Here is a 21,405-nt window from a genome sequence, read left to right as displayed (position 1 = left end):
GTTGATCTGCACCCCCAGGTGATCGGCAGCCAGGGAGGTCTGCTGCTGGCCAGGCTGGGCCGGCCGCCCCGGACGGGTGAGTGCAGGCCACCGACGACGACGGGCCCCCCACCGCAGTGGGGGGCCCGCCGTCGTCGATCGTGCGGAGGTCAGTGCCTCAGCTCGGGCCGGCCCTGCACCCGAGCTGAGGCACCGGCGGTCAGCGCAGCCAGGTGCCCAGCAGCTGGCGCAGCAGCGAGGTCAGCTTCTTCACCACGCTGCCACCGGTGCTCGGCGCCTTCTCGGTGACCTGCACCTCGACCGTCGCGGTCGAGCCGGAGGTGACCCCGGTGGCCGTGACCGCGACGGTGCCGGTGTCCACGGAGCCCGGGACGCGCACCCGGACCGTCGCAGCACCCTCGGCGTCCGTCGTGACCTGACCCAGCCGCCGGCCGTCCACGGTCACCTCGACCCGCTCCGAGGGGCCGAAGCCGCTCACCGAGAAGGTCACCAGGTCGCCGCGGCTGAAGGTCGACGGCGAGACCGCCACCTCGGCCGTCGGCTCCTGGGGCTGCTCGGAGGCGTCCCCGACGGTGACCCGCCCGGTGAACTCGTCCGGGCTGAGCGGGGAGTTCTCCTCCAGGTAGGCCTGGAAGGAGTCGAAGTCGATCAGACCGGTCTGCTCCGTGGTGCCCTCGGCGAAGGTGGTGAAGTTGTCGCCGCCGGAGGCCAGGAAGCTGTTGGTCGCCACCCGGTAGGTGCCGTCGAGGTCGATCGGCTCCCCCGAGATCCGGATGCTGTCGACGATGATCCGCTCACCGGGGGCCGCCTCCGGGTCGTAGGACCAGGTCAGCTCCTCCGAGGTGCCCAGCGCCAGGAACGGCCGCGAGCTGCCCTCAGGCTGCCACTGCTGCTCCAGCACCTGCACCAGCTGCGCCCCGGTCAGCGAGACGACGACCAGGTCGTTGGCGAACGGGGTGACCTCGTTGGCCTCGGCCAGCGTGATCTCACCGTCCTCGCCGTAGAGCAGGTCGGCCCGCAGACCGCCGGGGTTGACCAGGCCGAGGTCGGCCGGCTCGATCGCACTGTCGGCGGCGCCGGCGACGTAGCTGTCCGCGACCAGGCCACCGAGGGCCGAGTACGAACCGCGGTCCTCCAGCGGCTGACCGTCCGGGCCGGTGGTGAAGGCCCGGGTGATGTCGGCCGTGACCGACCCGACGACCTGGCTGCCGACCTCCTCGGCGATCGCCTCGGCGGCCGCGACCGTCTCGGCGACCTCGGCCACGCGCGGGTAGGCGGCGACCAGCTCGTCCTCGGGCACCTCGGTCAGGGCCAGGTTCTCCACCGTCGAGGCGGTGACCTCGTCGGTCGACTCGTCGTAGCTGAGCACGATCCGCCCGAGGTCCGCGGCGTAGGAACCGGTCTGGATCACCGGACGGGTCTCGTCGGTGCCCGGGACCGGCGCCTGCCACGCGTAGGTCTGGTGCGTGTGGCCGGTGAAGATCGCGTCCACGTCGGCGTCCACGCCGTTGACGATCGCGGCGAACGCGGTGTCGGCGGCGAGCTCGGCCTCCAGCGTGCTGGTGGCCTCACCCTGCGGCGCGCCCTCGTGGGCGACCAGGACGATGACCTCGGCCTCGTCCCCGACCCCGTCGGTGAGCTCGTCGGTCACCCGGTTCACGGCCTCGACCGGGTCGCCGAACGTGATGCCCTCGATGCCCGCCGGGGAGACCAGCGAGCTCGTCTCCTGGGTGACGACGCCGATGACCCCGACGGTGACGCCGGCGGCCTCCACCAGTTCGTACTCCGGCAGCACCGGGTCACCGTCGGTGCCGTAGACGTTGGCGCCCAGGTAGTCGAAGTCGGCCAGACCGCTCTCGCCGTCGACCCCCACCCGGCCGGTCAGGTCGGCGAAGCCGCGGTCGAACTCGTGGTTGCCCACGGCGGAGGCGTCCAGCCCCATCTCGTTGAGCACCTCGATCGTCGGCCGGTCCTGCTGGCTGGAGGAGACGAACGGCGAGGCGCCGATGTTGTCCCCGGCCGACAGCAGGACGGTCGCGTCGACGTCGTCCCGGGCCCGCTGCTGCTCGATGGTGCCCGCGAGGGCCACCGCGTCGCCGAGCCGGCCGTGGAAGTCGTTGATCCCCAGCAGCTGCAGCTCGGTGGTGCCGTCGTCCTCACCACCGTCACCGCCACCGACGCCCTCCTCGCCCAGGTCCAGGCCGACGACGATCGGGTCGTGGTCGGAGGACCGGAACGGGTCGTCGTCGTACCAGCCCGGGTAGCCGTCGTACTGGTAGCCGTAGGACTCGACGGAGTTGATGTTCCAGATGTCGACGCCGGTGACGTCGGTGACCAACGCCGGCGAGCCGAACGCGTGGTCCAGGGAGCCGACCCGGCCGCTGAAGACGTAGGTGCTCTCGCCGGTCTCCGCCCCGAGGTTGGTGTAGCCGGCCGCGACGAGGACGTCGAGCGGGTCCTCCATCGTGTAGCTGTTGAAGTCACCGATCAGCAGGGTGGCGTCGGGCGCGCTCTCCAGCGAGTCGACGAAGGCGACCAGCCGCTGCGCCTCGGCGACGCGGGTGGCGTTGGCGTTGCCCTGGCCGTCGCCGGTGTCCTCGTCGCCCTCCGGCGCCGAGCCCTTGGACTTGAAGTGGTTCACGACGACCGTGAACTCCTCACCGGCGGCGCGGAAGGTCTGCGCCAGCGGCTGGCGGGCCAGCCCGGCCCAGACGTCGTCGGTGTCGACCACCGACTCACCCACCAGCTCGACCGCGGCCGGCTGGTAGATGAAGGCGTTGCGGATGACGTCCTGGTCCTCGACCGGCGGCAGCACCGCCGGCGACGGCACGAACGCCCAGCGCTCCTCGCCGGCCGCGGCGTTCAGCGCGGCGGTGAGGGCAGCCAGGGCCTCGTCGCGGTCCTCCCCGAACTTGACCGAGTTCTCGATCTCCTCCAGGGCGACGACCTCGGCACCGAGGGAGTTGATCGCCGCGACGATCTTGGCCTCCTGCTCGGCCAGCTCCGCGGCGTTCTCGGCCCCGCGGGCGTCGCCGCCGAAGCTGGTGAAGTAGTTGAGGACGTTGAACGACGCCACCTGGACGTCCCCGCCGACGACCTCGGGGGCGTCGGTGCGGGGGTTGGCGTCGTCGAAGGACGCCTTGTCGCTGGTCTCCGCGGTGACGACGGTGGCCGGCTGCGCGCGCCAGGCGTCGTACCGGTAGTCCAGGACGTAGGGCACCTCGCCGAAGGAGGCGACCTGGTCACCGACCCGGATGGCGTTCTCCAGGGCGCCGTAGCTCGGCTCGAGGCCGGCGTTGGCGAGGTTGGTGCTGCGGCCGTCGTCGAGCAGGAGCACCCGGGCTGCGTTCGCCGCCTCGTAGGCGATGGCGTCCGCACCCGGCTCGACGACGTCGGTGGCCTGGCGCAGCGGCTCGTCGCCGGGGTTCAGCATGATCTCGCCGAACCGGTTGAGGTTGTAGACCTCGGTGACGGTGAAGGGGCCGCTGAGGGAGATCCGCACGCCCTCCAACGCCTCGCGCTGGGCGGCGTCGGTGCCCGCCCAGTCGACGGCGACCGGGTCGGGCAGGGCGGCGTCCTCGGCGCAGACCGCGACCGCGTCCGCGGTGATCTGGGTGAGGCCCTGGTACTCGGCGACCTCGCCGGTGACCTGGACGGCGTCACCGATCTCCAGGCCGTCGGTGGCGCCGAAGACGTTGACGGCGGTCGAGGCCGCGCCCGGGGCCGCCGTCGGGTCCTGCACGTAGACGCTGCCGAAGCCCTCGGGGCTGCTCGTCACCACGCCGGCGACGGTGACCGGGTCGCCCACCAGCGGGCTCTCGTCCCCGGTGCCCTGCACGTCGGTGATGGCGGTGAGGCCGTCGGTGGCGCAGTCGGCCGGCTCGGGGTCGGTGGGATCGGGGTCGGTGGGCTCGACGACCGCGTTCGCCGCACCGAAGGTGTTGGTGTCGGTGACCACCCAGACGCCGTCGATCAGCTGGATCGAGCCGTCGGCGGAGCTGCTGCCCGTCTCGCTGACGCCGACGTCCGTGGACTCCACCGTCTGGGCGCCGAACGTGCCGGTCAGGGTGCCCTCGTAGGAGAGGAACTGCACGACGGTGCCGTCGGGAGCCACCAGGGCGATGGCGTCCGGAGCGCCGTTCTGCAGCCCGGTGAAGTCCACGACCAGGACGCCGGAGTCGCCTACCGCACCAGTGAGGGTCTGGGTGCCGTAGACCGAGCCGTTGCTGCCGTTGACGCCGACCAGGGTCCAACCGGTGAGGTCGGTGCCCGGCGCGGCGGTGACCTCGACGCGCTCGTTGGCGTCGTCCCCGCTGTTGTCGTAGTGGAACTCGCTGATGAACGGGCTGCCCGCGGGCGGCTCGAGCGCCAGTGCGGGCGATGCGCCGAGCAGCGCACCCCCGACGGCGACGGCGGTGACGGCAGCGACCCTGCGCGCTGTCATCGAGTGGGCAAAGGGCACGTGTGGCCTCCGGGTGCGACGGGTCGGTACGACGCCGAGGACTGTCACTCATTCGTGTGAACGCGACGTGTCGACATGAAAGCAGTCAGTCGTCGATACGGACAGGTCCTGTTCACGTCCGTCTGCTCCGGACCGCCCGTCCCCGGGGGGACCGACGTCTCAGTCGCCGTGGAGCAGGTCGGCCACCGCCTGGGTGACCGCCCGGGCGGCACCGTGCGCCGCGACCGCCGGCCCCGGCGCCCGCTCAGCGTCGACCGACATGCCCAGCGCGACGAGGACCGCGTCGGGCCGGGCCCGGTGGAGCCGGTCGAGCCACGCCGTCTGCCAGGGGCTGCGGTAGGCGTCCCGCACGGCGACCACCACCGGCCGGCCGGCCGCTGCGGTGACCACGTCGTCGGCCGAGACGCCGTCCTCGGTCACCGTCTGCAGCCCGGCCAGCAGGCCGTGCTCGGCCAGCGGCCCGGCCAGGCTCCAGGCGGCGTCCCCGACCGCCAGGTTGGTCCCGGCGCGCAGTTCGGCCACGACCGCCGGCCCGGTGAGCGGCGCGACGTCGTGCGGCTGGAGGGCGGCCCGGGCAGCGGTCCGCCCGGTGCCCGGGTCGGTCGCCGGGGGCTCGGGGCGCTCGACATCGGCCAACCGCCGTCGCAGCGCGGTCACCCGGGCTGCGGCTTCGCGCAGCCGGTCCTCGGCCAGCGTGCCGTCGGCGACGGCCGCCCGCACCGCCGTCCGGATCGCCGCGCAGTGCTCCTCGCCGTCCTCGGCACCCAGCAGCAGCAGGTCGGCGCCGGCGGCCAGGGAGAGGACGGCCGCCCCGGCCAGCCCGTGCGCGGCCCGGACCCCGGCCATGTCGAGCGCGTCGGTGACCACGACCCCGGTGAAGCCGAGCTCGTCCCGGAGCAGGTCGACCAGCAGCCGGCGGCTGAGCGTCGCCGGCGCCGCGTCCAGCGCCGGGAAGACGACGTGCGCGGTCATCACCAGGTCGACCCCCGCGCGGACGGCGGCGGCGAAGGGCGGCAGCTCCCGCGCCCGGAAGGTGGCCTCGTCGGCGTCGATGACCGGCAGGCCGAGGTGCGAGTCGACCGTGGTCGACCCGTGCCCGGGGAAGTGCTTGACGGCAGCGGCGATGCCGGCGGCCTGCAGCCCCCGGACGAAGGCCACCCCGTGCCGGGCGACCAGCGCGGGGTCGGCGCCGAACGAGCGGACGCCGATGACCGGGTTGCGCACGTCGCTGTTGACGTCCACCGACGGCGCGAGGTCGACGTCCACCCCCACCCGGCGCAGCTGCGCGCCGATCCCGGTGGCCACCGCGGTGGTCAGCGCCTCGTCGTCCACCACGCCGAGGGCGGCGTTGCCCGGCCAGCTGCTGCCCACGGTGTACTCCAGGCGGGTCACGTCCCCGCCCTCCTCGTCCAGCGCCACCAGCACGTCACCCCGCACCGCCCGGGCCGCCGCGGTGATCGCCGCGATCCGCTCGGTCACCGGCGGGCCCTCGCCGGTGAGGTTCTGGCCGTACAGGCAGACCCCGCCGAGGCCGTCGTCCAGTGCGTCGGCGACCCAGGCCGGGAGCGTCGGACCGGTGAAGCCCGGCATCAGGCAGGCGTTGACCAGCCGGTCCAGGTCGGGCGTGCTGCGGGGCTCGGTGGCCATCCTGCGGAGCTCCTCGTCGGGGGAAAGGTGTGCGGCCGTGTCGGTCACGACGGGGTGGGCACCCGGCGGTGCCCGTTCGCCGCGACGCGGTCCCGCACGGCGAGCGCGGCCCCGATCGGGGCCACCGGCACCCCGTCGGGCACCAACTGGACCCGGTCGGCGATCCGCAGGCTGTCCAGGAACGGCGAGCCCGAGGCCTGCCGCCGGGACTGGTGCGCCACCGCAGCCAGCAGCGGGACGCCCACCTCGGCGACCCCGCCACCGAGCACCACGTGCTCGACGTCGCAGGTGAGCACCAACAGCCGGACGGCAGCGGCGACCGCCCCGGCGAAGGCGTCCCGGACCTGCACGGCGGCCGGGTCCCCGGCGGCGGCCGCCTCGAACAGCTCCACCGCGGCGGGCCGGCCGGTGCGGCTCGGCCAGGCCGCGCCCAGCGCCGCCCCGGAGGCGTAGAGCTCCAGGCACCCACGCTGGCCGCACGGGCAGCGCGGGCCCGCCGGGTCGTGCGGGATGTGCCCGATCTCCCCGGCGCCGCCGCGATGGCCGCGGCGCAGCTCCCCGCCGAGCAGCAGCCCGGCGGCCACCCCGGTGCCCAGGGAGAGGAAGGCGAGGTCGCCGCCCAGGCCGAGCACCCGGGCCGCGCCGACCGCGGCGACGTTCAGGTCGTTCTCCACGGTCACCGGCACGCCCCCCAGCCGGTCGGCCAGCAGCAGGGCCAGCGCGACCGGCTGCTCTGAGATCCCGAGGTTGACCGCATGGGAGACCTCGCCGGTCAGCGGGGCGACCAGGCCGGGCACCCCGGCGCCGACTCCGGCCAGCCCGGCCGGCGCGATCCCGGCGGTGTGGCACAGCTGCCCCACCACCTCGGCCGCGGCACCGACCACGCCCTCGGTGCCCGGTCGGCTGGGCACCCGCACGCTGGCCCGCACCGTCGCGGCGTCGTCCAGCAGCACCCCGAGCACCTTGGTGCCGCCGATGTCCAGCCCGACGCTCCACCCGCTCGCACCTGTCCGGAGGGGAGCCACCTCCTCGCCTGCCCGCAGCGCGGTCACCCCTTCACCGCCCCGGCCACCAGACCGGAGCTCATCCGTCGCTGGACGAACAGGAAGAACAGGATGACCGGCACGGTGATCACCGCCGCTCCGGCCATGACCACCCCCCAGTCGGTGGCCCGGTTGGCCTCGACCAGGCCCTGCAGCCACAGCGGCAGGGTCCGCTCGGCCGGGTCGGTCATCACCACCAGCGCGAGGGTGTACTCGTTCCACGCCTGCAGGAACCCGTAGACGCCGGAGGCGACCAGCCCCGGGGCCAACAGCGGGAAGGTGATCCGGAAGAAGGCCCCGGTCCGCGACAGCCCGTCCATCATCGCGGCCTCCTCCAGCTCGATCGGCACGCCGCTGACGAAGCCGCGCAGCATCCAGATCGTGAACGGCAGGACGGCGGCGACGTAGACGATCGACAGGCCCACCACCGAGTTGACCAGCTGCCAGGTGTCCAGCATCTGGTACTGGGAGATGAACAGCCCCTCGGCCGGGATCATCTGCACGACCAGCACCGTCACGATGAAGCTCTTGCGGCCGCGGAACCGGAACCGGCTGATCGCCAGCGCCGCGACGAACGCGAAGAGGATCGCGGCGGCCAGGGTCAGCCCGGTGACGGCCAGGGAGACCCTGAAGGCGTCGTAGAACGACGGGTCGGTGAGCACCCGGCGGAAGTTCGACAGGGTGCCGCCGAAGGGCAGGAACGACGGCTCCGGGGTGCGCAGCCGGTTGGTCGGCAGGAACGCGCTGTTGATCATCCAGTAGACCGGGAAGACCCAGACCAGCGCGGTCAGGACCGCCAGCACGCCGAGCAGCCGGCGGGTCGTGGTGCCCCGGCGACGCGGACGACGCCGGGCGGGCACCTCCCGGGCCCTGGCCGGCACCGCGGTGGCCGGCGGCGGGACGACGGAGGTCACGCCTCCTCCTCGCGCAGCATCCGGCGGATGTAGGCGGTGGTCAGCACCAGCGTGATCACCAGCATGATCGTGGCCATCGCCCCGGCCATCGAGAACTCCTTGGACAGCGAGTAGATGTAGGTGCCCAGCAGGTGGGTCTCCCGGGTCGGCGCGCCGGCCCGCTGCAGCACGTGGATCTGGGTGAACACCCGCAGGTCCCAGATCACCTGCAACAGGGCCACCACGAACAGCACCGGCTTGATCATCGGCAGCGCCAGCCCCCACAGCCGCTGCCAGCTGCTCGCCCCGTCGAGCTGGGCGGCCTCCATGCACTCCTCGGGCACCTGCAGCAGCCCGGCGTAGACGGTGAAGACGACGAACGGCACGCTCATCCAGACCACGATCACCGTGGCGACCGCGTAGAAGGACAGCGGCTCGATCAGCCACGAGTGGCCGCGCTGCCCCTCCATCCCCAGCGGCCCGGCCAGCACCCAGTTGACGACGCCGTACTGGGAGTCGAACAGCCACTGCCAGACGGTCATCGTGGCCAGCACCGGGGTGCCCCAGGCCAGCAGCATGCCGACCTGCAGGGTGATCCGGGCGCCCCGGCCGACCTTGGTCATCAGCACCGCCAGGGCGATGCCCAGCGCCATGGTCAGCGCCGCGTTGACCAGGCAGAAGGCGATCGACCGGGCGATCACCCCCCAGACGTAGGGGTCGGAGAGCAGGGTGGCGTAGTTGTCCAGGCCCACCCACTCGGCCGGGCGGCCGAACTGCTGGGCCAGGCCGTACTCCTGGAACGAGAACACGAACTGCCGGACCAGCGGGTAGCCCAGGCCCACCGCGAGCGGGACCAGGGCCGGGACGAGCAGGAGGTAGGGCCCCAGGCGGGAGCGGAGCGGTCTCCGCCGACGCCGGGGGGTCGCGGGGCTGCTCCCGGTCGCCGGGTGCGGTGTGCGGGGCGCGGCGGGCGCGGTCGTCGCAGGTGCGGGTGGCGCGGACATGGGGGCTCCTGGATCCGGGCAGGACCGGGCCGGGGGACGCGATCGCGGCGCGTGGGCACCGGACGGCGGGCGGGCGCGATCGCGCCCCCGGCGGACGAGGTCAGGCGGTCAGTTGAGCGTGTCGGTGATCAGCTCGTCCGCCTCGGCCGCGGCCGTGGCCGGGTCGGTGCCGCTGGCGATCTCCTGGAAGAGGTCCTCCAGGATCCGGGCGCCTTCGACGTCGGCCCACTTCTCGGCCGGCGGCGTCAGCTCGGCGTCGACCGCCGCGGCCAGCGCCGCCTGGGCGTAGACGTCGTCGCCGAGCGCGTCGGCGTACTCGGTGTTGCCCGGGATCAGCCCGTTCTCGGCCAGCATCGTCTGGTACTCGGGGCTGAAGATGATCCGCAGCAGGTCCCGGGCCAGCTCCTGGTTGCCCGACTTCGCCGGGATGCCGATGTTCGAGCCACCGGCGAACACCGGCGCGACCGAGCCCTCCTCCAGACCGGGGAGGGCGAAGATGCCGGTCTTCTCCTCGTTGCAGGCCTGCTGCTCGGCCAGCAGCGCCTTCGCCGCCTCGGACTCGTCGTCGGCGGCCACGCCCTTGTTGCACTCGGGCAGGTCGATGCTCCAGCGGGCCCACGTCGGAGCGGAGAACATGGCCGCTTCTCCGTTGTTGAAGGCGATCCACGGCTCGTTGGAGTCGGCGTCCCGCGGTGCGCTGGTGGCGGTGGCGAACAGCTCCTGGACCGCGGCCAGCCCCTCCTGCGACTCGGGGCTGGACAGCGCCCCGGTCCACTCGCCGTCCTCCTCGACGGCCAGCTCGCCGCCGTGGCTGTTCAGCCAGGCGACGCCGTTGTACCAGTCCTGGCCGGGCAGCCAGAACCCGGAGAAGCTGGGCGCCCCGGTCGGGTTGGCCTGCTGGAGGGTCTGGGCGACCTCGGTGAACTCGGCCAAGGTGGTGGGCACCTCGACCCCAGCGGCGGCGAAGAGCTCCTTGTTGTAGAAGACCGCGCGGGCGCCGGAGTAGTAGGGCACCGCGTAGAGCGTGTCGTCGACCGTGCCGGCGTCGACGAAGCCCTGCAGCAGGTCGTCACCGCCGAGCTCGTCGTACATGTCGCTGATGTCGCTGAAGGCACCGGCGTAGGTGAACGTCGGGCTCTGCGTGTTGCCGATCTCCACCAGGTCCGGCGTCTGGCTCTCCGACGTCAGTGCCGTCTGCAGCCGAGGGACGAGCCCGTTCCAGTCCTGCTCCTCGATCACCAGGGTCGAGTCGGGGTGCTGGGCCTCGAAGGTCTCGACCAGGTGGTCCCGCAGCTCCTGCGGGGTGTCGGAGCCGGCGAGCCACAGCCGCACCTCTCCCCCGCCGCCACCACCCTCGTCACCTGCGGCGTCCCCGCCGCCGCAGGCGGTCAGCGCCAGCATCCCGACAGCCAGAGCGGCCAGGCCGCTCGTGCGTACGCTCTTCATGTTGGGGTTCCTTCCCGATGCGGGGACGGTGCCGGACAGCGCCGTTCCAGGGGGCGTGCTCTCCCGACGTGCAGGAGGTCGGCTCGGGGTCGTCGCCTGGGTGCACCACCACCCAGGTCGCGTGACCGCGTTCGCGAGGTCACGTGACCCCGAGCTGACCGGACAGCACGAGCACGGCGGCCCCGGACAGGGCACCGTGCTCGCCGAGCGAGGTCATCCGCAGCTGGACGTGGCTGCTGACGACCGGGATGGTGCGTTCGCGCAGGGTGGCCAGCGCTGCGTCGCGCAGGGGTCCACCCAGCAGTTCCTCCGGGCCGCAGAGCACGACCTCGGAGAGGTTCAGGGCGCTGACCACCGGGGCCAGCACGATGCCCAGCCGGCGGCCGACCGAGGCCAGCGCGTCGTTCCGGCCGGCTGCGTCGAGCCCGGCGATCCGCCGGCGCATCGCCGGCACGGACAGCACCGTCTCCAGGCAGCCGCGGCGCCCGCAGGCGCAGAGCTCGGGGCGGCCGAGCGGGGCCCGGTCGTGCTCGTCGCGCTCGTCGAGGGCGGTGACGTGCCCGAGCTCACCGGCGGCGTGCTCGTTGCCCTGGACGAGGGCGCCGTCCAGCACGATGCCGGCGCCCACGCCACCGCCGACGGTGAGCACGAGCAGGCCGTTGCCGGAGGCGCCACCCCAGGTGAACTCCCCCAGCGCGGCGGTGTCCGCGTCGTTGGCCACGTGCACCGGCAGCTCCAGCGCCGCGCTCAGCTGCTCGGCCAGCGGCAGGTCGTACCAGCCGCGGTTCGGGGCCTGCAGCACCCGGCCGGAGAGGTCGATGACGCCCGGGGAGCCCACGCCCACCCCGAGCACCGGGCGGGTGGTCGCCGCCACGAGCTCCCGGCAGAGCCCCAGCAGCACCTCGACGGCCGCGGCGCCGGTGCAGCCGCCGACCGGCGCCGTCCGGCGCTCCCGGACGGCGCCGGAGAGGTCGAGCACCGCACCGTGCACCCGCTCGTCGTCGGCCAGGTCGACGGCGACGATCTGGAAGGCCTCGGCGTCCAGGCCGACCAGCGTGCCGGGCTTGCCGACCTTGCCGTCGGCCTGCTGGCCCAGCTCGGTCACCAGGCCCTGGGCGAGCAGGGAGGCGACGAGGTCGGAGATCGTCACCCGGGTCAGCCCGGTCGCGCGGGCCAGCTCGGCCCTCGACCGCGGCCCGGCGTGGAAGAGCAGCTGGAGCACCATCGAGCGGTTGCTCGCCCGGGCGTGCTCGGGCAGCACCTTGGCGGTGGAGCGCAGCGCTCGCCTGGGCTGCGGGGGGTCTGCGACGGCGGTCACATTTGTTAGGCAACCGTCCTTACAAACAACTGTCAAGGGGGTGGCGCGCCCGTGAGCAGAACGCAACGCCCCGGTGACCTGGGTTGAGCCACCCCCGTGCGCAGGGGCGGACCGAGCCGCACATGAGAGACTCCTGGACCCACGATCCGTGGGTCCAGGCGTCCGGGATGTCCTGAGACATCACATGGCGGAGGGCGTGGGATTCGAACCCACGAAGAGCTGTGAACTCTTAGCGGTTTTCAAGACCGCCGCCATCGGCCACTAGGCGAGCCCTCCCGGCGGTCCGAGGCTAGCGCCCCGGCCTGGAACGGGTCCGGCCCCGCCCCGCAGAAGCGGGACGGGGCCGGAGTGGTGCAGCGAGCGGGATTACTGCGCGCGGCGACGCGAGGCGACGAGCAGGCCGCCACCGGCCCCGAGGGCCAGCACACCGGCACCGATGAACGGCAGCGGCGAGAAGCCGGTGAAGGCCAGGACGGCGGTGCCTCCGGAGACGGTCACCTCGACGACCAGGTTGCGGACGTTGCCGTTCGCGTCGACACCCGAGGCGACCAGGTGGTGGACGCCGTCGGTCAGGTCCTTCGGCACGGTCACCGTGGCAGTGAAGGTCCCGTCGGCGAGGACGGTGACCTCACCGAGCTTGACCGGGTCGGAGTAGATGATCAGCTCGACGGTGGAGCCGGGCAGGTAGCCCGTGCCGGAGAGGGTGATCTTCTCGCCGGCGACGATCTTGGCGTCGGCGTCGTCGCTGACCAGCACACCGTCGGCCTTGGGCAGGGCAGCCGGGATGGCCGAGGCCGGGACGACGACGGTCGCCTTCTCACCGAAGACGCCCGCACCGAGGTTGCCGCCGGCGTCGATGCCGCGGACCCCGAACTCGTAGCTCACGCCGGCCTTGACGGCCACCGTGCAGGACGTCGCGGTCGCGGACGCGGTGGTGCACAGCACGACGTCGGCACTGCTCTGGGCACCGGCCGGGATGGCGAAGGCCTCGTACCCGACGATGCCGCTGGCGTCGGCCGGCGGGGTCCAGGAGATCCGGAGCGCAGTGAGGCCGACCGATGCGGTGACGCCGGCCGGAGCAGCCACCATGCGGTACGGCGTGACCTTCACGGGGGCGCTGGCGGCGCCGTTGCCGTCAGCGCTGACCGCACGCAGGGCGACCGAGTACGTCTGGAGGTTGGTGAGGCCGGTGAGCGTCGCGGTCAGGTCGTCGTTGTTGGTGAAGCCCGGGGTGAAGGTCGTCCACGAACCGCCGTCCAGCTGGTACTGCCAGCTCGACGGCACGGCAGTGCCCTGGGCGCCCGGGGTGAAGCGCAGCTTGGCGGTGGTGTCACCGGTCTCCACGTAGCTGGAGATCACCGGTGCGCTCGGTGCGGTCACGACCGGGTCGACAGTGGTGCAGGTGTACGAGCCGCTGATGACGCCCGCGCCGGTCACCGGCGATGCGGTGGCGGCCGCGGAGTCGGTCCCTCCGCCAGTGCTCGGAGAGTCGGCACCGTCGCCACCCTTCGCGCTCACCACGAAGCCGTTGGCACCGGTGACCACGGACGCCGAGCCACCGCCGCCGCCATAGGTCAGGACGACCGCCGAATTGTTCGGGTCGAGGGTCTCGACGCCGTCCAGCCCTGCGGTGTTCGCGACGCCGGAGGCGTTCGTGCCACCGGTGCCCACCTGCGGGACGGTCCCGTCGGCGTCCCCGCCCTGGTTGCCGGCGTAGAGCTGGAAGACATCGCCGTCCGCCGCCGTCGTCGAGGTGGCGACGCGGCTGCCGGAGACGCCCGCGCCGGGGGTCCCACTGGTGTCGCTGCTGCCACCGGCCGCGCCATCGAGCACCCAGTCGACGGTGCAGGAGCCCGCCATGGTGATCTGGCTGGCGCCGGCGTGGTCGACGTTCGCCGCCGGGTCGGTGGAGAAGGTCTGGGTCGTCGTCGCGGCCGAGGCGATGCCGGTGACGCTGAGGACTGCGGTGGACAGGCCGATCGCCGTGACGGCCAGCAGGCCGGCTGCACGACGGGACGGGGACGTGAGACGCACGTCGATCTCCCAGGGGAAGGGTGCCCGGAACGCCGGGCGCGTCTACCCGGAGGTCCGGGTGCTGCACGGAACCTGGCACCGACCTGGGTGCCGACCGTGCGCCGCCGAGCCGGTGGTACGTGCCGTTATCAAACCGTGACCTGTTGTGGACGGACGACTTGTTGGGCAGCTACTTACAACCACCTGGCGAGAAGCCCGTGCACTCATCGGCGCGGCCTTGGCAGAACCGCACGATCAATCGATGGATCGTCGTGGAACGCCCGATGGGGCATGATGGGACCGCTGGCGGTGTTCCACCCACTGATGGTCCGCGCACGCGCGCGTCGACCTCCCACCGCCTGATCCCTCAGCGAAGGACACTCCCTGTCTGTGACCGTCCCCCCGCAGTCCCCCACCCGTCGCCGTGAGCGCAGCGCCTCCCGCGAGAACGCCGCCCGTGACGCCGACCGGATCGCCGCGCGCGACGAGAAGCGTGCCCAGCAGATCTGGGTGGACGGCGCTGCTCCCGAACTCCCCTCCCGGGCCACCCGCCCGGAGAAGGTGGTCTTCCACCTCGGCCCGACCAACTCCGGCAAGACCTACGAGTCGCTGCAGGCGCTGGCCGCCACCGGCTCGGGCGTCTACGCCGCCCCGCTGCGCCAGCTGGCCCACGAGGCCTACGCCAAGCTCTCCGCCCAGCTCCCAGCCGGCACCGTGGGCCTGTCCACCGGCGAGGAGGAGATCGACCCGAACGCGGCGATCGTCTGCTGCACCGTGGAGAAGGCCCCCGACCGCGGCGAGCTGCTCGTCCTTGACGAGTCGCACTGGGTCACCGACCCCGACCGCGGCCACCACTGGGCGCGGCTGCTGCTGACCGGCGAGTACCGCGAGATGCACCTCATCTCCGCCGCCGAGGCCTACCTGGTGCTCAAGCCGCTGGTCACCGACGCCCAGCAGGTGCAGGTCGTCAACCACAAGCGGCTCTCGCGCCTCGACGTCCTCAAGGCACCGGTGCGCACCGACGCCGTCCGCCCGCAGACCCTGGTCGTGGCCTTCTCCCGCAAGGCCGTCTACGCCGTCGCCGCCGAGCTGGACCAGCACCGGCCCGGCAAGGTCGGCGTGCTCTACGGCGCGCTGCCGCCGGCCACCCGCCGCCAGGTCATCGACCGGTTCACCCGCGGCGAGTTCGACGTGCTGGTGACCACCGACGTCATCGGCCACGGCATCAACGTGCCGGCCACCACGGTGCTGTTCGCCGAGACCACCAAGTTCGACGGCCAGGAGCTGCGCCCGCTGCGCACCTGGGAGGTCGCCCAGATCGCCGGGCGCGCCGGCCGGTACGGGCTCACCGGGCACGGCCAGACCGGCATCCTGATCGGCGTCGCCGGGCTCAAGCCGGTCGGCGCGCTGGTCGGTGCCGGTGCCGCGGTCGCCCGTGGCGACGAGATGAGCGACCTGCCCAAGCGCCGGCCCCGCCTCCGCCCGGAGCTGGAGGACCTCGGTGCGTTCGAGGCGGTCGACCTGCCCGAGGCGCTGACCCGCTGGATGGCCTGGGCGCGGGTCGCGACCCAGGACGAGGGCATGACCGCCGACGACGTCACCGGCCTGGTGCTGCGGGTGCACGCCCTGCTGCCGATGCTGCGCGGGCCGCTCGGCGAGGCCGGCGACCTGCAGACGGTGTGGCGGCTGATCAACCTCGCCATCGACTACAACCCGCCGCGGCGCACCCGCTGGCTGGTGCTGGCCCGGGCCGCCCTGCAGCACGCGATCGGCCTCCCCGTGCCGGTCGAGACCGTGCTCCCCGAGTACCCCGTCAAGGGCTCGGTCGAGGAGTACGAGCAGGCCGCTGCCGCCGCGCGGGACGCCCAGACCCTGCTCCGCCAGTTCCCCGGCGTGGCCGGGCTGGACAGCGACGACGCCGCCGAGCTCGAGGAGGCGTGCGCCGAGACGATCACCGAGCTGCTGCCCGACGCGATCGCCATCGGCCGCTCGGGCACGTGCACCGAGTGCGGCACCTCGATCGCCCCGTGGTTCACCACCTGCCGCCCGTGCAGCGGCCCGCGGGCCGGGCGCGGCGCCGCCGAGCGCTCCCGTCCCGCCGGCGGCGGTCGCGGCCGGGCCGGCGCCAGGTCGGGCGATCGCCCGGCGCCGAGCGCGAACACCGGCGGGGGCGCCGGCCGGCGCAACCGCTCCTCCCGGGGGTCGCGCCGGAGCTGAGCGGTCCGGCCGCCGTCACCGGCGGCTGGCCGCCACCGTCTGCGCGGCGTCACGCACCTCGCCGACCAGCTCCTCGAGCACGTCCTCGAGCGCGACCACACCCACGGTCCGACCGCCCTTGTCGCGGACGACGGCCAGGTGGGCGCCCTCCCGCTGCATGGTGGCCAGCACGTCGCGGAGCCCCTGCTCGGTCGTGGCCCCGGCCAGGGGCCGGATCAGCGCCGGGTCGACCGGGGAGTCCCGCTCCGCCAGCGGGACGGCGAGGAAGTCCTTGAGGTGGACGTAGCCCTCGAGGTCGCCGTCGCCGTCCACCACCGGGAATCGGGAGTAGCCGGTGGCCGCGCACACCTCCTCCAGCTCCCCGACGGTGATCCCGGACGGCACGGTGACCAGGTCCGCTGTCGGGATCGCCACGTCGGCGGTGCGCTGCTCGTCGAACTGCAGCGCACCGGTGAGCAGCTGGTGCTCCCGCTCGTCGATCAGGCCCTCGCGGTGCGACTCCCCGATCAGACCGGTCACCTGGTCGCGGGTGAACGTCGAGCTGACCTCGTCCTGCGGCGTGACCCGCAGTGCCCGCAGCACCAGGTTGGCCACCTGGTTGAGCAGCCAGATCAGCGGGTGCAGACCCCGGACGACCCAGTACAGCGGCGGCCCGAGGAGCAGCGCTGCCCGCTCCGGGCCGGCGAGGGAGATGTTCTTGGGCACCATCTCCCCCAGCACCATGTGCAGGAAGACCACGACGGCGAGCGCGATGGCGAACGCGATCGGGTGCACCAGGGCCTCCGGCAGGCCCGCCGCGGCGAAGGGCCCCTCGAGCAGGTGCGCCACGGCCGGCTCACCCACCGCACCCAGGCCCAGTGAGCAGACCGTGATGCCGAGCTGGGCGCCGGCCATCATCAGCGAGACGTTCTCGATGGCCTTCAACGTCGTCCGGGCGCCGCGCACGCCCTCGGCCGCGCGCGGCTCGATCTGGGTCCGCCGGGCGGAGACCAGGGCGAACTCGGCCCCCACGAAGAAGGCGTTGCCGGCCAGCAGCAGCACCGCGAGCAGGATGGCCACGGTGTCGCTCATCGGGCGGTCTCCGTCTCGGTCCGTCGTGCCGAGGCCGCGGTCGCGCCCCCGGTGCGCCGCATCCGCACCCGGTCGACCCGGTGGCCGTCCAGCCGGGTCACCGTCACCGCCACCTCGGTCGGCACGGGGACGCCGTCGGGGTCCGGGTGGGCGACGTCGCGGGCCGGCAGGACGACGCGGTCGCCGACCCGCGGCAGCCGGCCCAGCCGCTCGGTCAGCAGGCCGCCGAGCGTGTCCGTCCCCTCCCCCTCGGGCAGTTCCAGACCGACGGCCTCGCCGGCCTCGTCGGGCCGCAGCAGGCCGGAGAGCACCCAGGACCCGTCCGGTGCCTGGCGCTGCCGGTGGACGGGGGCGTCCTGTTCGTCGTCGATCTCGCCGACGATCTCCTCGATGAGGTCCTCCAGGGTGACGATGCCGGCGGTGCCGCCGTACTCGTCGACCACCACGGCCACCTGCAACCCCGGCTCGCGGAGCGTCTCCAGCAGCGGGTCGAGCTCGACGGTCTCCGGCACCGCGCGCACCGGCACCATCACCTCGCCCACCGTGCGGGTCGCCCGCTGTGCGGCCGGCACCGCCATCGCGTGCTTGAAGTGCACGACCCCGACGACGTCGTCGACGCTCTCCCCCTCGACCGGGAAACGCGCGTGCCCGCTCGACGCGGCGAGCTCCAGCAGGTCGGCGACCGGCTGGTCCGCGCGGAGGAACCGGACCCGCGGTCGGGGGGTCATCACGTCGGCCGCCGTCCGGTCGCCGAACTGGATGGACCGGGCGACGAGATCGGCCGTGCCCACGTCCAGCGTCCCCGCCTGCCCCGACCGGTTGACCAGCGACGCCAGCTCCTGCGGGGCCCGCGCCGAGGCGAGCTCCTCGGTCGGGGTGATGCCCATCAGGCGCAGCAACCGGTTCGCCGACCCGTTGAGGAAGGTGATCAGCGGCCGGGTCGCGGTGGTGAAGGCCCGCTGTGGCCCGGCCACGAACTTCCCCACCCGGGTCGGCTCGGCGATCGCCCAGTTCTTGGGGACGAGTTCGCCGAAGACCATCTGCACCCCGGTGGCGACGGCGAGCGCCACCCCGACGGAGATCGCGGTCACCGCCCCGTCGCCCAGCCCGGTCAGCCCCAGCGGCCCACGCAGCAGCGTGGCCAGCGACGGCTCGGCGATGAACCCGACGACCAGACTGGTCACGGTGATGCCCAGCTGCGCGCCGGAGAGCTGGGTGGACAGCGAGCGCATCGCCGTGACCACACCGGCCGCCCGACGGTCGCCCGCCGCCGCCTCACGTTCCAGGGTGACCCGGTCGGCGGCGATCAGGGAGAACTCGGCCGCGACGAAGACCGCGTTGGCGGCGACGAGGAGGACGGCCGTCAGGAGCAGCAACCACTCGGTCACCGGCGTCCCCGCCGTGTCCGGTCATGGCGCGGCCCTGGGCAGCGCGTGCTCACCGTGGTCCCCTGTTCGTCGTCGTCGATCCGGCGTCCGCACCCGGCTGCACCGCTGCCGGGCGCAACGCCCGAGCGGACCGGGTGGTTCCACGATATGACTGAGGACTCGCCCCCGGCCCGCGCGGTGCTGCGTTGCACGGTGCCGCGGGCCGCGCCACCACCCCCGGACGCCACCACCCACGGAGCCGCCAGGATGACCGCACAGACCCACCGTCGGCGGAGCAGTCCGGCAGCAGACCCGGCCGATCCCCCCGCCGACGCCCCCAGCCGGCTGATCGGGATCGCCTATCGGCTGGAGAACGGCCTGCGGGACCAGCTGGCCCGGGTGGCCCGGCGCCGGGGCTGGCACCCTGCGGCGCTGACCTTCCCCGGCTACGGCGCCAGCGGCCGCGCCCGGGTGCTGGGCCGGGTGCTGCTGGCGCCGGTCGGCACCGACCCGGGGGCCCGGCGGGACATCCCCGGCTGGCGGCGGTTCCTCACCCTCGAGGAGCCCGGCGGTGAGGTGGAGATCGCGCTGGGCGACGTGCGGCGAACCGCCCGGTCCGATGCAGCCGGGCTCGTCGACGTCACCCTGGACGTGGCCCTCCCGCCCGGGCCGGCGCAGGTCGAGCTGCGCGTGCCCGGGCGCGAGCCCGCCCGGGCGACCGTGCACGTCGCCGCGCCGGACGTCCGCCGCGGCGTGGTCTGCGACGTCGACGACACCATCTGGGTGACCGGGCTGCGGCACCCGCTCCGGGCCGCCTGGCGCACCTTCGCCCGGTCCAGCAGCGGGCGCACCGTGGTGCCGGGCATGGCCCTGTTGCTCACCCGGCTGGTCCAGGAGCACCCGCACGCCCCCGTGGTCTACCTCAGCAACGGCCCGTGGAACCTGGCCGGACCGGTGGCCCGCTTCCTGGACCGGAACCGGTTCCCGGCCGGCGCCCTGCTGATGACCGACTGGGGCATCACGCCACGCGCCTGGTTCCGGGACGGCCGGGCCCACAAGCGGAGCTCGCTGGAGCGGCTGTCCACCGATCTGCCCGGGATCCGCTGGGTGCTCGTGGGGGACGACGGCGAGCACGACCCGGAGATCTACCAGGACTTCGCCCGGCAGCACCCGGACCGGGTGGAGGCGATCGCGCTGCGACAGGTCCTGCCGGTCGGCGGTGGGCACGACGGTGGTGAGCCGAGCGGTGCCGTCGGCGAGGTCCCGGTCGTCCGGGCTCCGGACGGCGCCGAGCTGGCCGCCCGCCTGGACACCACGCTCGACCTGCCCCCTGCGACCCCGGCCGGCCCGGAGGCGTGGTTCCTCACCGCCGCCGAGCGCGGCAACGCCGCCACCCGGCTGCGGCCGTGGACCGAGGGCAACCTGGCGCGGCCGATCGTGCACGGCCGCGCCTACTTCCCCGCCCTGGCCGAGGCGCTCGCCGGCGCCGGGCGCGGCGACGTGGTGTTCCTCGCCGGCTGGCGGGGCGACACCGACGAGCTGCTCACCGAGGACGGGCTGACGGTGGGGACGGCGCTGTCCGACGCCGTCCGCCGCGGCGCCCTGGTCAAGGGGCTGATCTGGCGGTCGCACGTGGAGGCGCTGAGCTACTCCGCGGAGGAGAACCGGGGCCTGTCCCGGGACGTCAACGAGACCGGCGGGGAGGTGTTGCTGGACCAGCGGGTCCGGCCGATGGGCAGCCACCACCAGAAGTTCGTCGTCGTCCGGCACCGCGACCGCCCGGCCGACGACGTCGCGTTCGTCGGCGGGATCGACGTGGCGCACAGCCGCCGGGACGACGCCGCCCACGGGGGCGACCCGCAGCCCCGGCCGTTCTCCGACGCCTACGGCGACACTCCGGCGTGGCACGACGTGCAGGTGGAGCTGCGCGGGCCGGTCGTCCGCGAGGTCGAGACGGTGTTCCGGGAGCGGTGGGAGGACCCCGCGGCGCTGTCCCGGATGCCGTGGCACGTGCTGCCCGACCTGCTCCGCGGGCAGGACCGGACGCCGTCGTCCCTGCCCGAGGCGCTGCCGGCACCACCGGGTGAGGGGTCGTGCGCGGTCCAGTTGCTGCGCACCTACCCCAACCGCTGGCCCGGGTACCCGTTCGCCCCGGACGGCGAGCGGAGCGTGGCCCGGGGGTACGCCAAGGCGCTGGCCCGGGCCGAGCGCCTGGTCTACGTGGAGGACCAGTACATGTGGTCCACCGACGTCGCCCGGGTGTTCGCCGAGGCGCTGCGTGCCCGGCCCCGGCTGCACCTGGTGGTCGTCGTGCCCCGGCACCCGGACAAGAGCAGCCCGGTCAGCATCCTGCCGGCGGCCGTCGGGCAGGACCGGGCCCTGGACATGGTGCGGGCCGCCGGTGGGGACCGGGTGCAGGTCTTCGACGTGGAGAACGCGCGCGGCAACCCGGTCTACGTGCACGCCAAGGTCTGCGTGGTCGACGACGTGTGGGCCACGGTCGGCAGCGACAACTTCAACCGCCGGTCCTGGACGCACGACTCGGAGCTGACCGCGGCCGTGCTCGACAGCGAGCGGGACCCGCGGGAACCGACCGACCCGGGCGGGCACGGGGACAGGGCCCGCCGCTTCGCCCGGGAGCTGCGGCTGGAGCTGATGCGCGAACACCTGGGCCGGGCCGACGCCGACGGTGAGCTGCTGGACCCGGAGCGAGCGGTGGCGGTGTTCCGGGAGTGCGCCGCCGCCCTGGACGCCTGGCACGCCGGCGGGCGTCACGGACCCCGCCCCCCCGGCCGGCTGCGGGCCCACCACGTCGAGCGTCCGCCGCTGCGGGAGCGGCTGCTGGCCGCGCCCCTCTACCGCTACGTCATCGACCCCGACGGCCGCCCGCCGCTCCTCAAGGCCCGCCGCAGCATGTGAGGCGT

12 protein-coding genes and 1 tRNA gene are annotated in these 21,405 nt (G+C 73.8%); 2 read left to right on the top strand and 11 right to left on the bottom strand.

All coding sequences use genetic code 11. The annotated features are described in order from the left end of the window. Positions 1-199: 199 nt before the first annotated feature. The 9 genes from O2W20_RS11530 to O2W20_RS11490 form a co-directional block, all read right to left on the bottom strand. Positions 200-4,444, bottom strand: a complete 4,245-nt coding sequence (locus tag O2W20_RS11530) for an ExeM/NucH family extracellular endonuclease (RefSeq protein WP_269172482.1) — start codon at positions 4,442-4,444, stop codon at positions 200-202. A gap of 177 nt (positions 4,445-4,621) precedes the next feature. After that, a complete protein-coding gene (locus O2W20_RS11525) occupies positions 4,622-6,109 on the bottom strand; it encodes a glycoside hydrolase family 3 protein (RefSeq protein ID WP_269172483.1) in 1,488 nt (495 codons plus the stop codon). Between the two features lie 44 nt (positions 6,110-6,153). Continuing rightward, positions 6,154-7,161 carry an ROK family protein gene (locus tag O2W20_RS11520; RefSeq protein ID WP_269172484.1) on the bottom strand — a complete coding sequence of 336 codons (1,008 nt, stop codon included), beginning with the start codon at positions 7,159-7,161 and terminating at the stop codon, positions 6,154-6,156. Next, positions 7,158-8,066: a carbohydrate ABC transporter permease gene (locus O2W20_RS11515; RefSeq protein ID WP_269172485.1), complete on the bottom strand. Its 909-nt coding sequence runs from the start codon at positions 8,064-8,066 to the stop codon at positions 7,158-7,160. The genes O2W20_RS11520 and O2W20_RS11515 overlap by 4 nt, the downstream gene beginning before the upstream one ends. Further along, positions 8,063-9,049 carry a carbohydrate ABC transporter permease gene (locus O2W20_RS11510; RefSeq protein WP_269172486.1) on the bottom strand — a complete coding sequence of 329 codons (987 nt, stop codon included), beginning with the start codon at positions 9,047-9,049 and terminating at the stop codon, positions 8,063-8,065. Before O2W20_RS11510 ends, O2W20_RS11515 begins: the two co-directional genes overlap by 4 nt. Positions 9,050-9,157: 108 nt before the next feature. Beyond that, positions 9,158-10,495 (bottom strand): extracellular solute-binding protein, encoded by a 1,338-nt coding sequence (locus O2W20_RS11505; protein WP_269172487.1) that lies wholly within the window; start codon positions 10,493-10,495, stop codon positions 9,158-9,160. 139 nt (positions 10,496-10,634) lie between these two features. Next, entirely contained in the window at positions 10,635-11,813 is a 1,179-nt protein-coding gene (locus O2W20_RS11500; protein WP_269172488.1) for an ROK family transcriptional regulator, read from the bottom strand. Between the two features lie 185 nt (positions 11,814-11,998). Next, positions 11,999-12,089, bottom strand: a tRNA-Ser gene (locus O2W20_RS11495). A gap of 90 nt (positions 12,090-12,179) precedes the next feature. After that, positions 12,180-13,847 carry an Ig-like domain-containing protein gene (locus tag O2W20_RS11490; protein ID WP_269172489.1) on the bottom strand — a complete coding sequence of 556 codons (1,668 nt, stop codon included), beginning with the start codon at positions 13,845-13,847 and terminating at the stop codon, positions 12,180-12,182. A gap of 369 nt (positions 13,848-14,216) precedes the next feature. Here O2W20_RS11490 and O2W20_RS11485 point away from each other — a divergent pair, with 369 nt between their 5' ends. Continuing rightward, positions 14,217-16,043, top strand: coding sequence for a helicase-related protein (locus O2W20_RS11485; RefSeq protein WP_269172490.1), 1,827 nt, complete (start codon positions 14,217-14,219; stop codon positions 16,041-16,043). 15 nt (positions 16,044-16,058) lie between these two features. On the opposite strand, the gene O2W20_RS11480 is transcribed toward O2W20_RS11485, so the two are convergent. Both O2W20_RS11480 and O2W20_RS11475 read right to left on the bottom strand, forming a co-directional pair. Then, a complete protein-coding gene (locus tag O2W20_RS11480) occupies positions 16,059-17,114 on the bottom strand; it encodes a hemolysin family protein (RefSeq protein ID WP_269172491.1) in 1,056 nt (351 codons plus the stop codon). After that, positions 17,111-18,502, bottom strand: coding sequence for a hemolysin family protein (locus O2W20_RS11475; RefSeq protein WP_269172492.1), 1,392 nt, complete (start codon positions 18,500-18,502; stop codon positions 17,111-17,113). Before O2W20_RS11475 ends, O2W20_RS11480 begins: the two co-directional genes overlap by 4 nt. 246 nt (positions 18,503-18,748) lie before the next feature. Here O2W20_RS11475 and O2W20_RS11470 point away from each other — a divergent pair, with 246 nt between their 5' ends. After that, a complete protein-coding gene (locus O2W20_RS11470; RefSeq protein WP_269172493.1) occupies positions 18,749-21,400 on the top strand; it encodes a phosphatase domain-containing protein in 2,652 nt (883 codons plus the stop codon). The last annotated feature ends 5 nt before the right edge of the window (positions 21,401-21,405 follow it).

This window comes from Modestobacter sp. VKM Ac-2982 (assembly GCF_026967935.1).
Lineage (GTDB): Bacteria > Actinomycetota > Actinomycetes > Mycobacteriales > Geodermatophilaceae > Modestobacter.
This window is presented reverse-complemented; position numbering and strand designations above follow the sequence as displayed.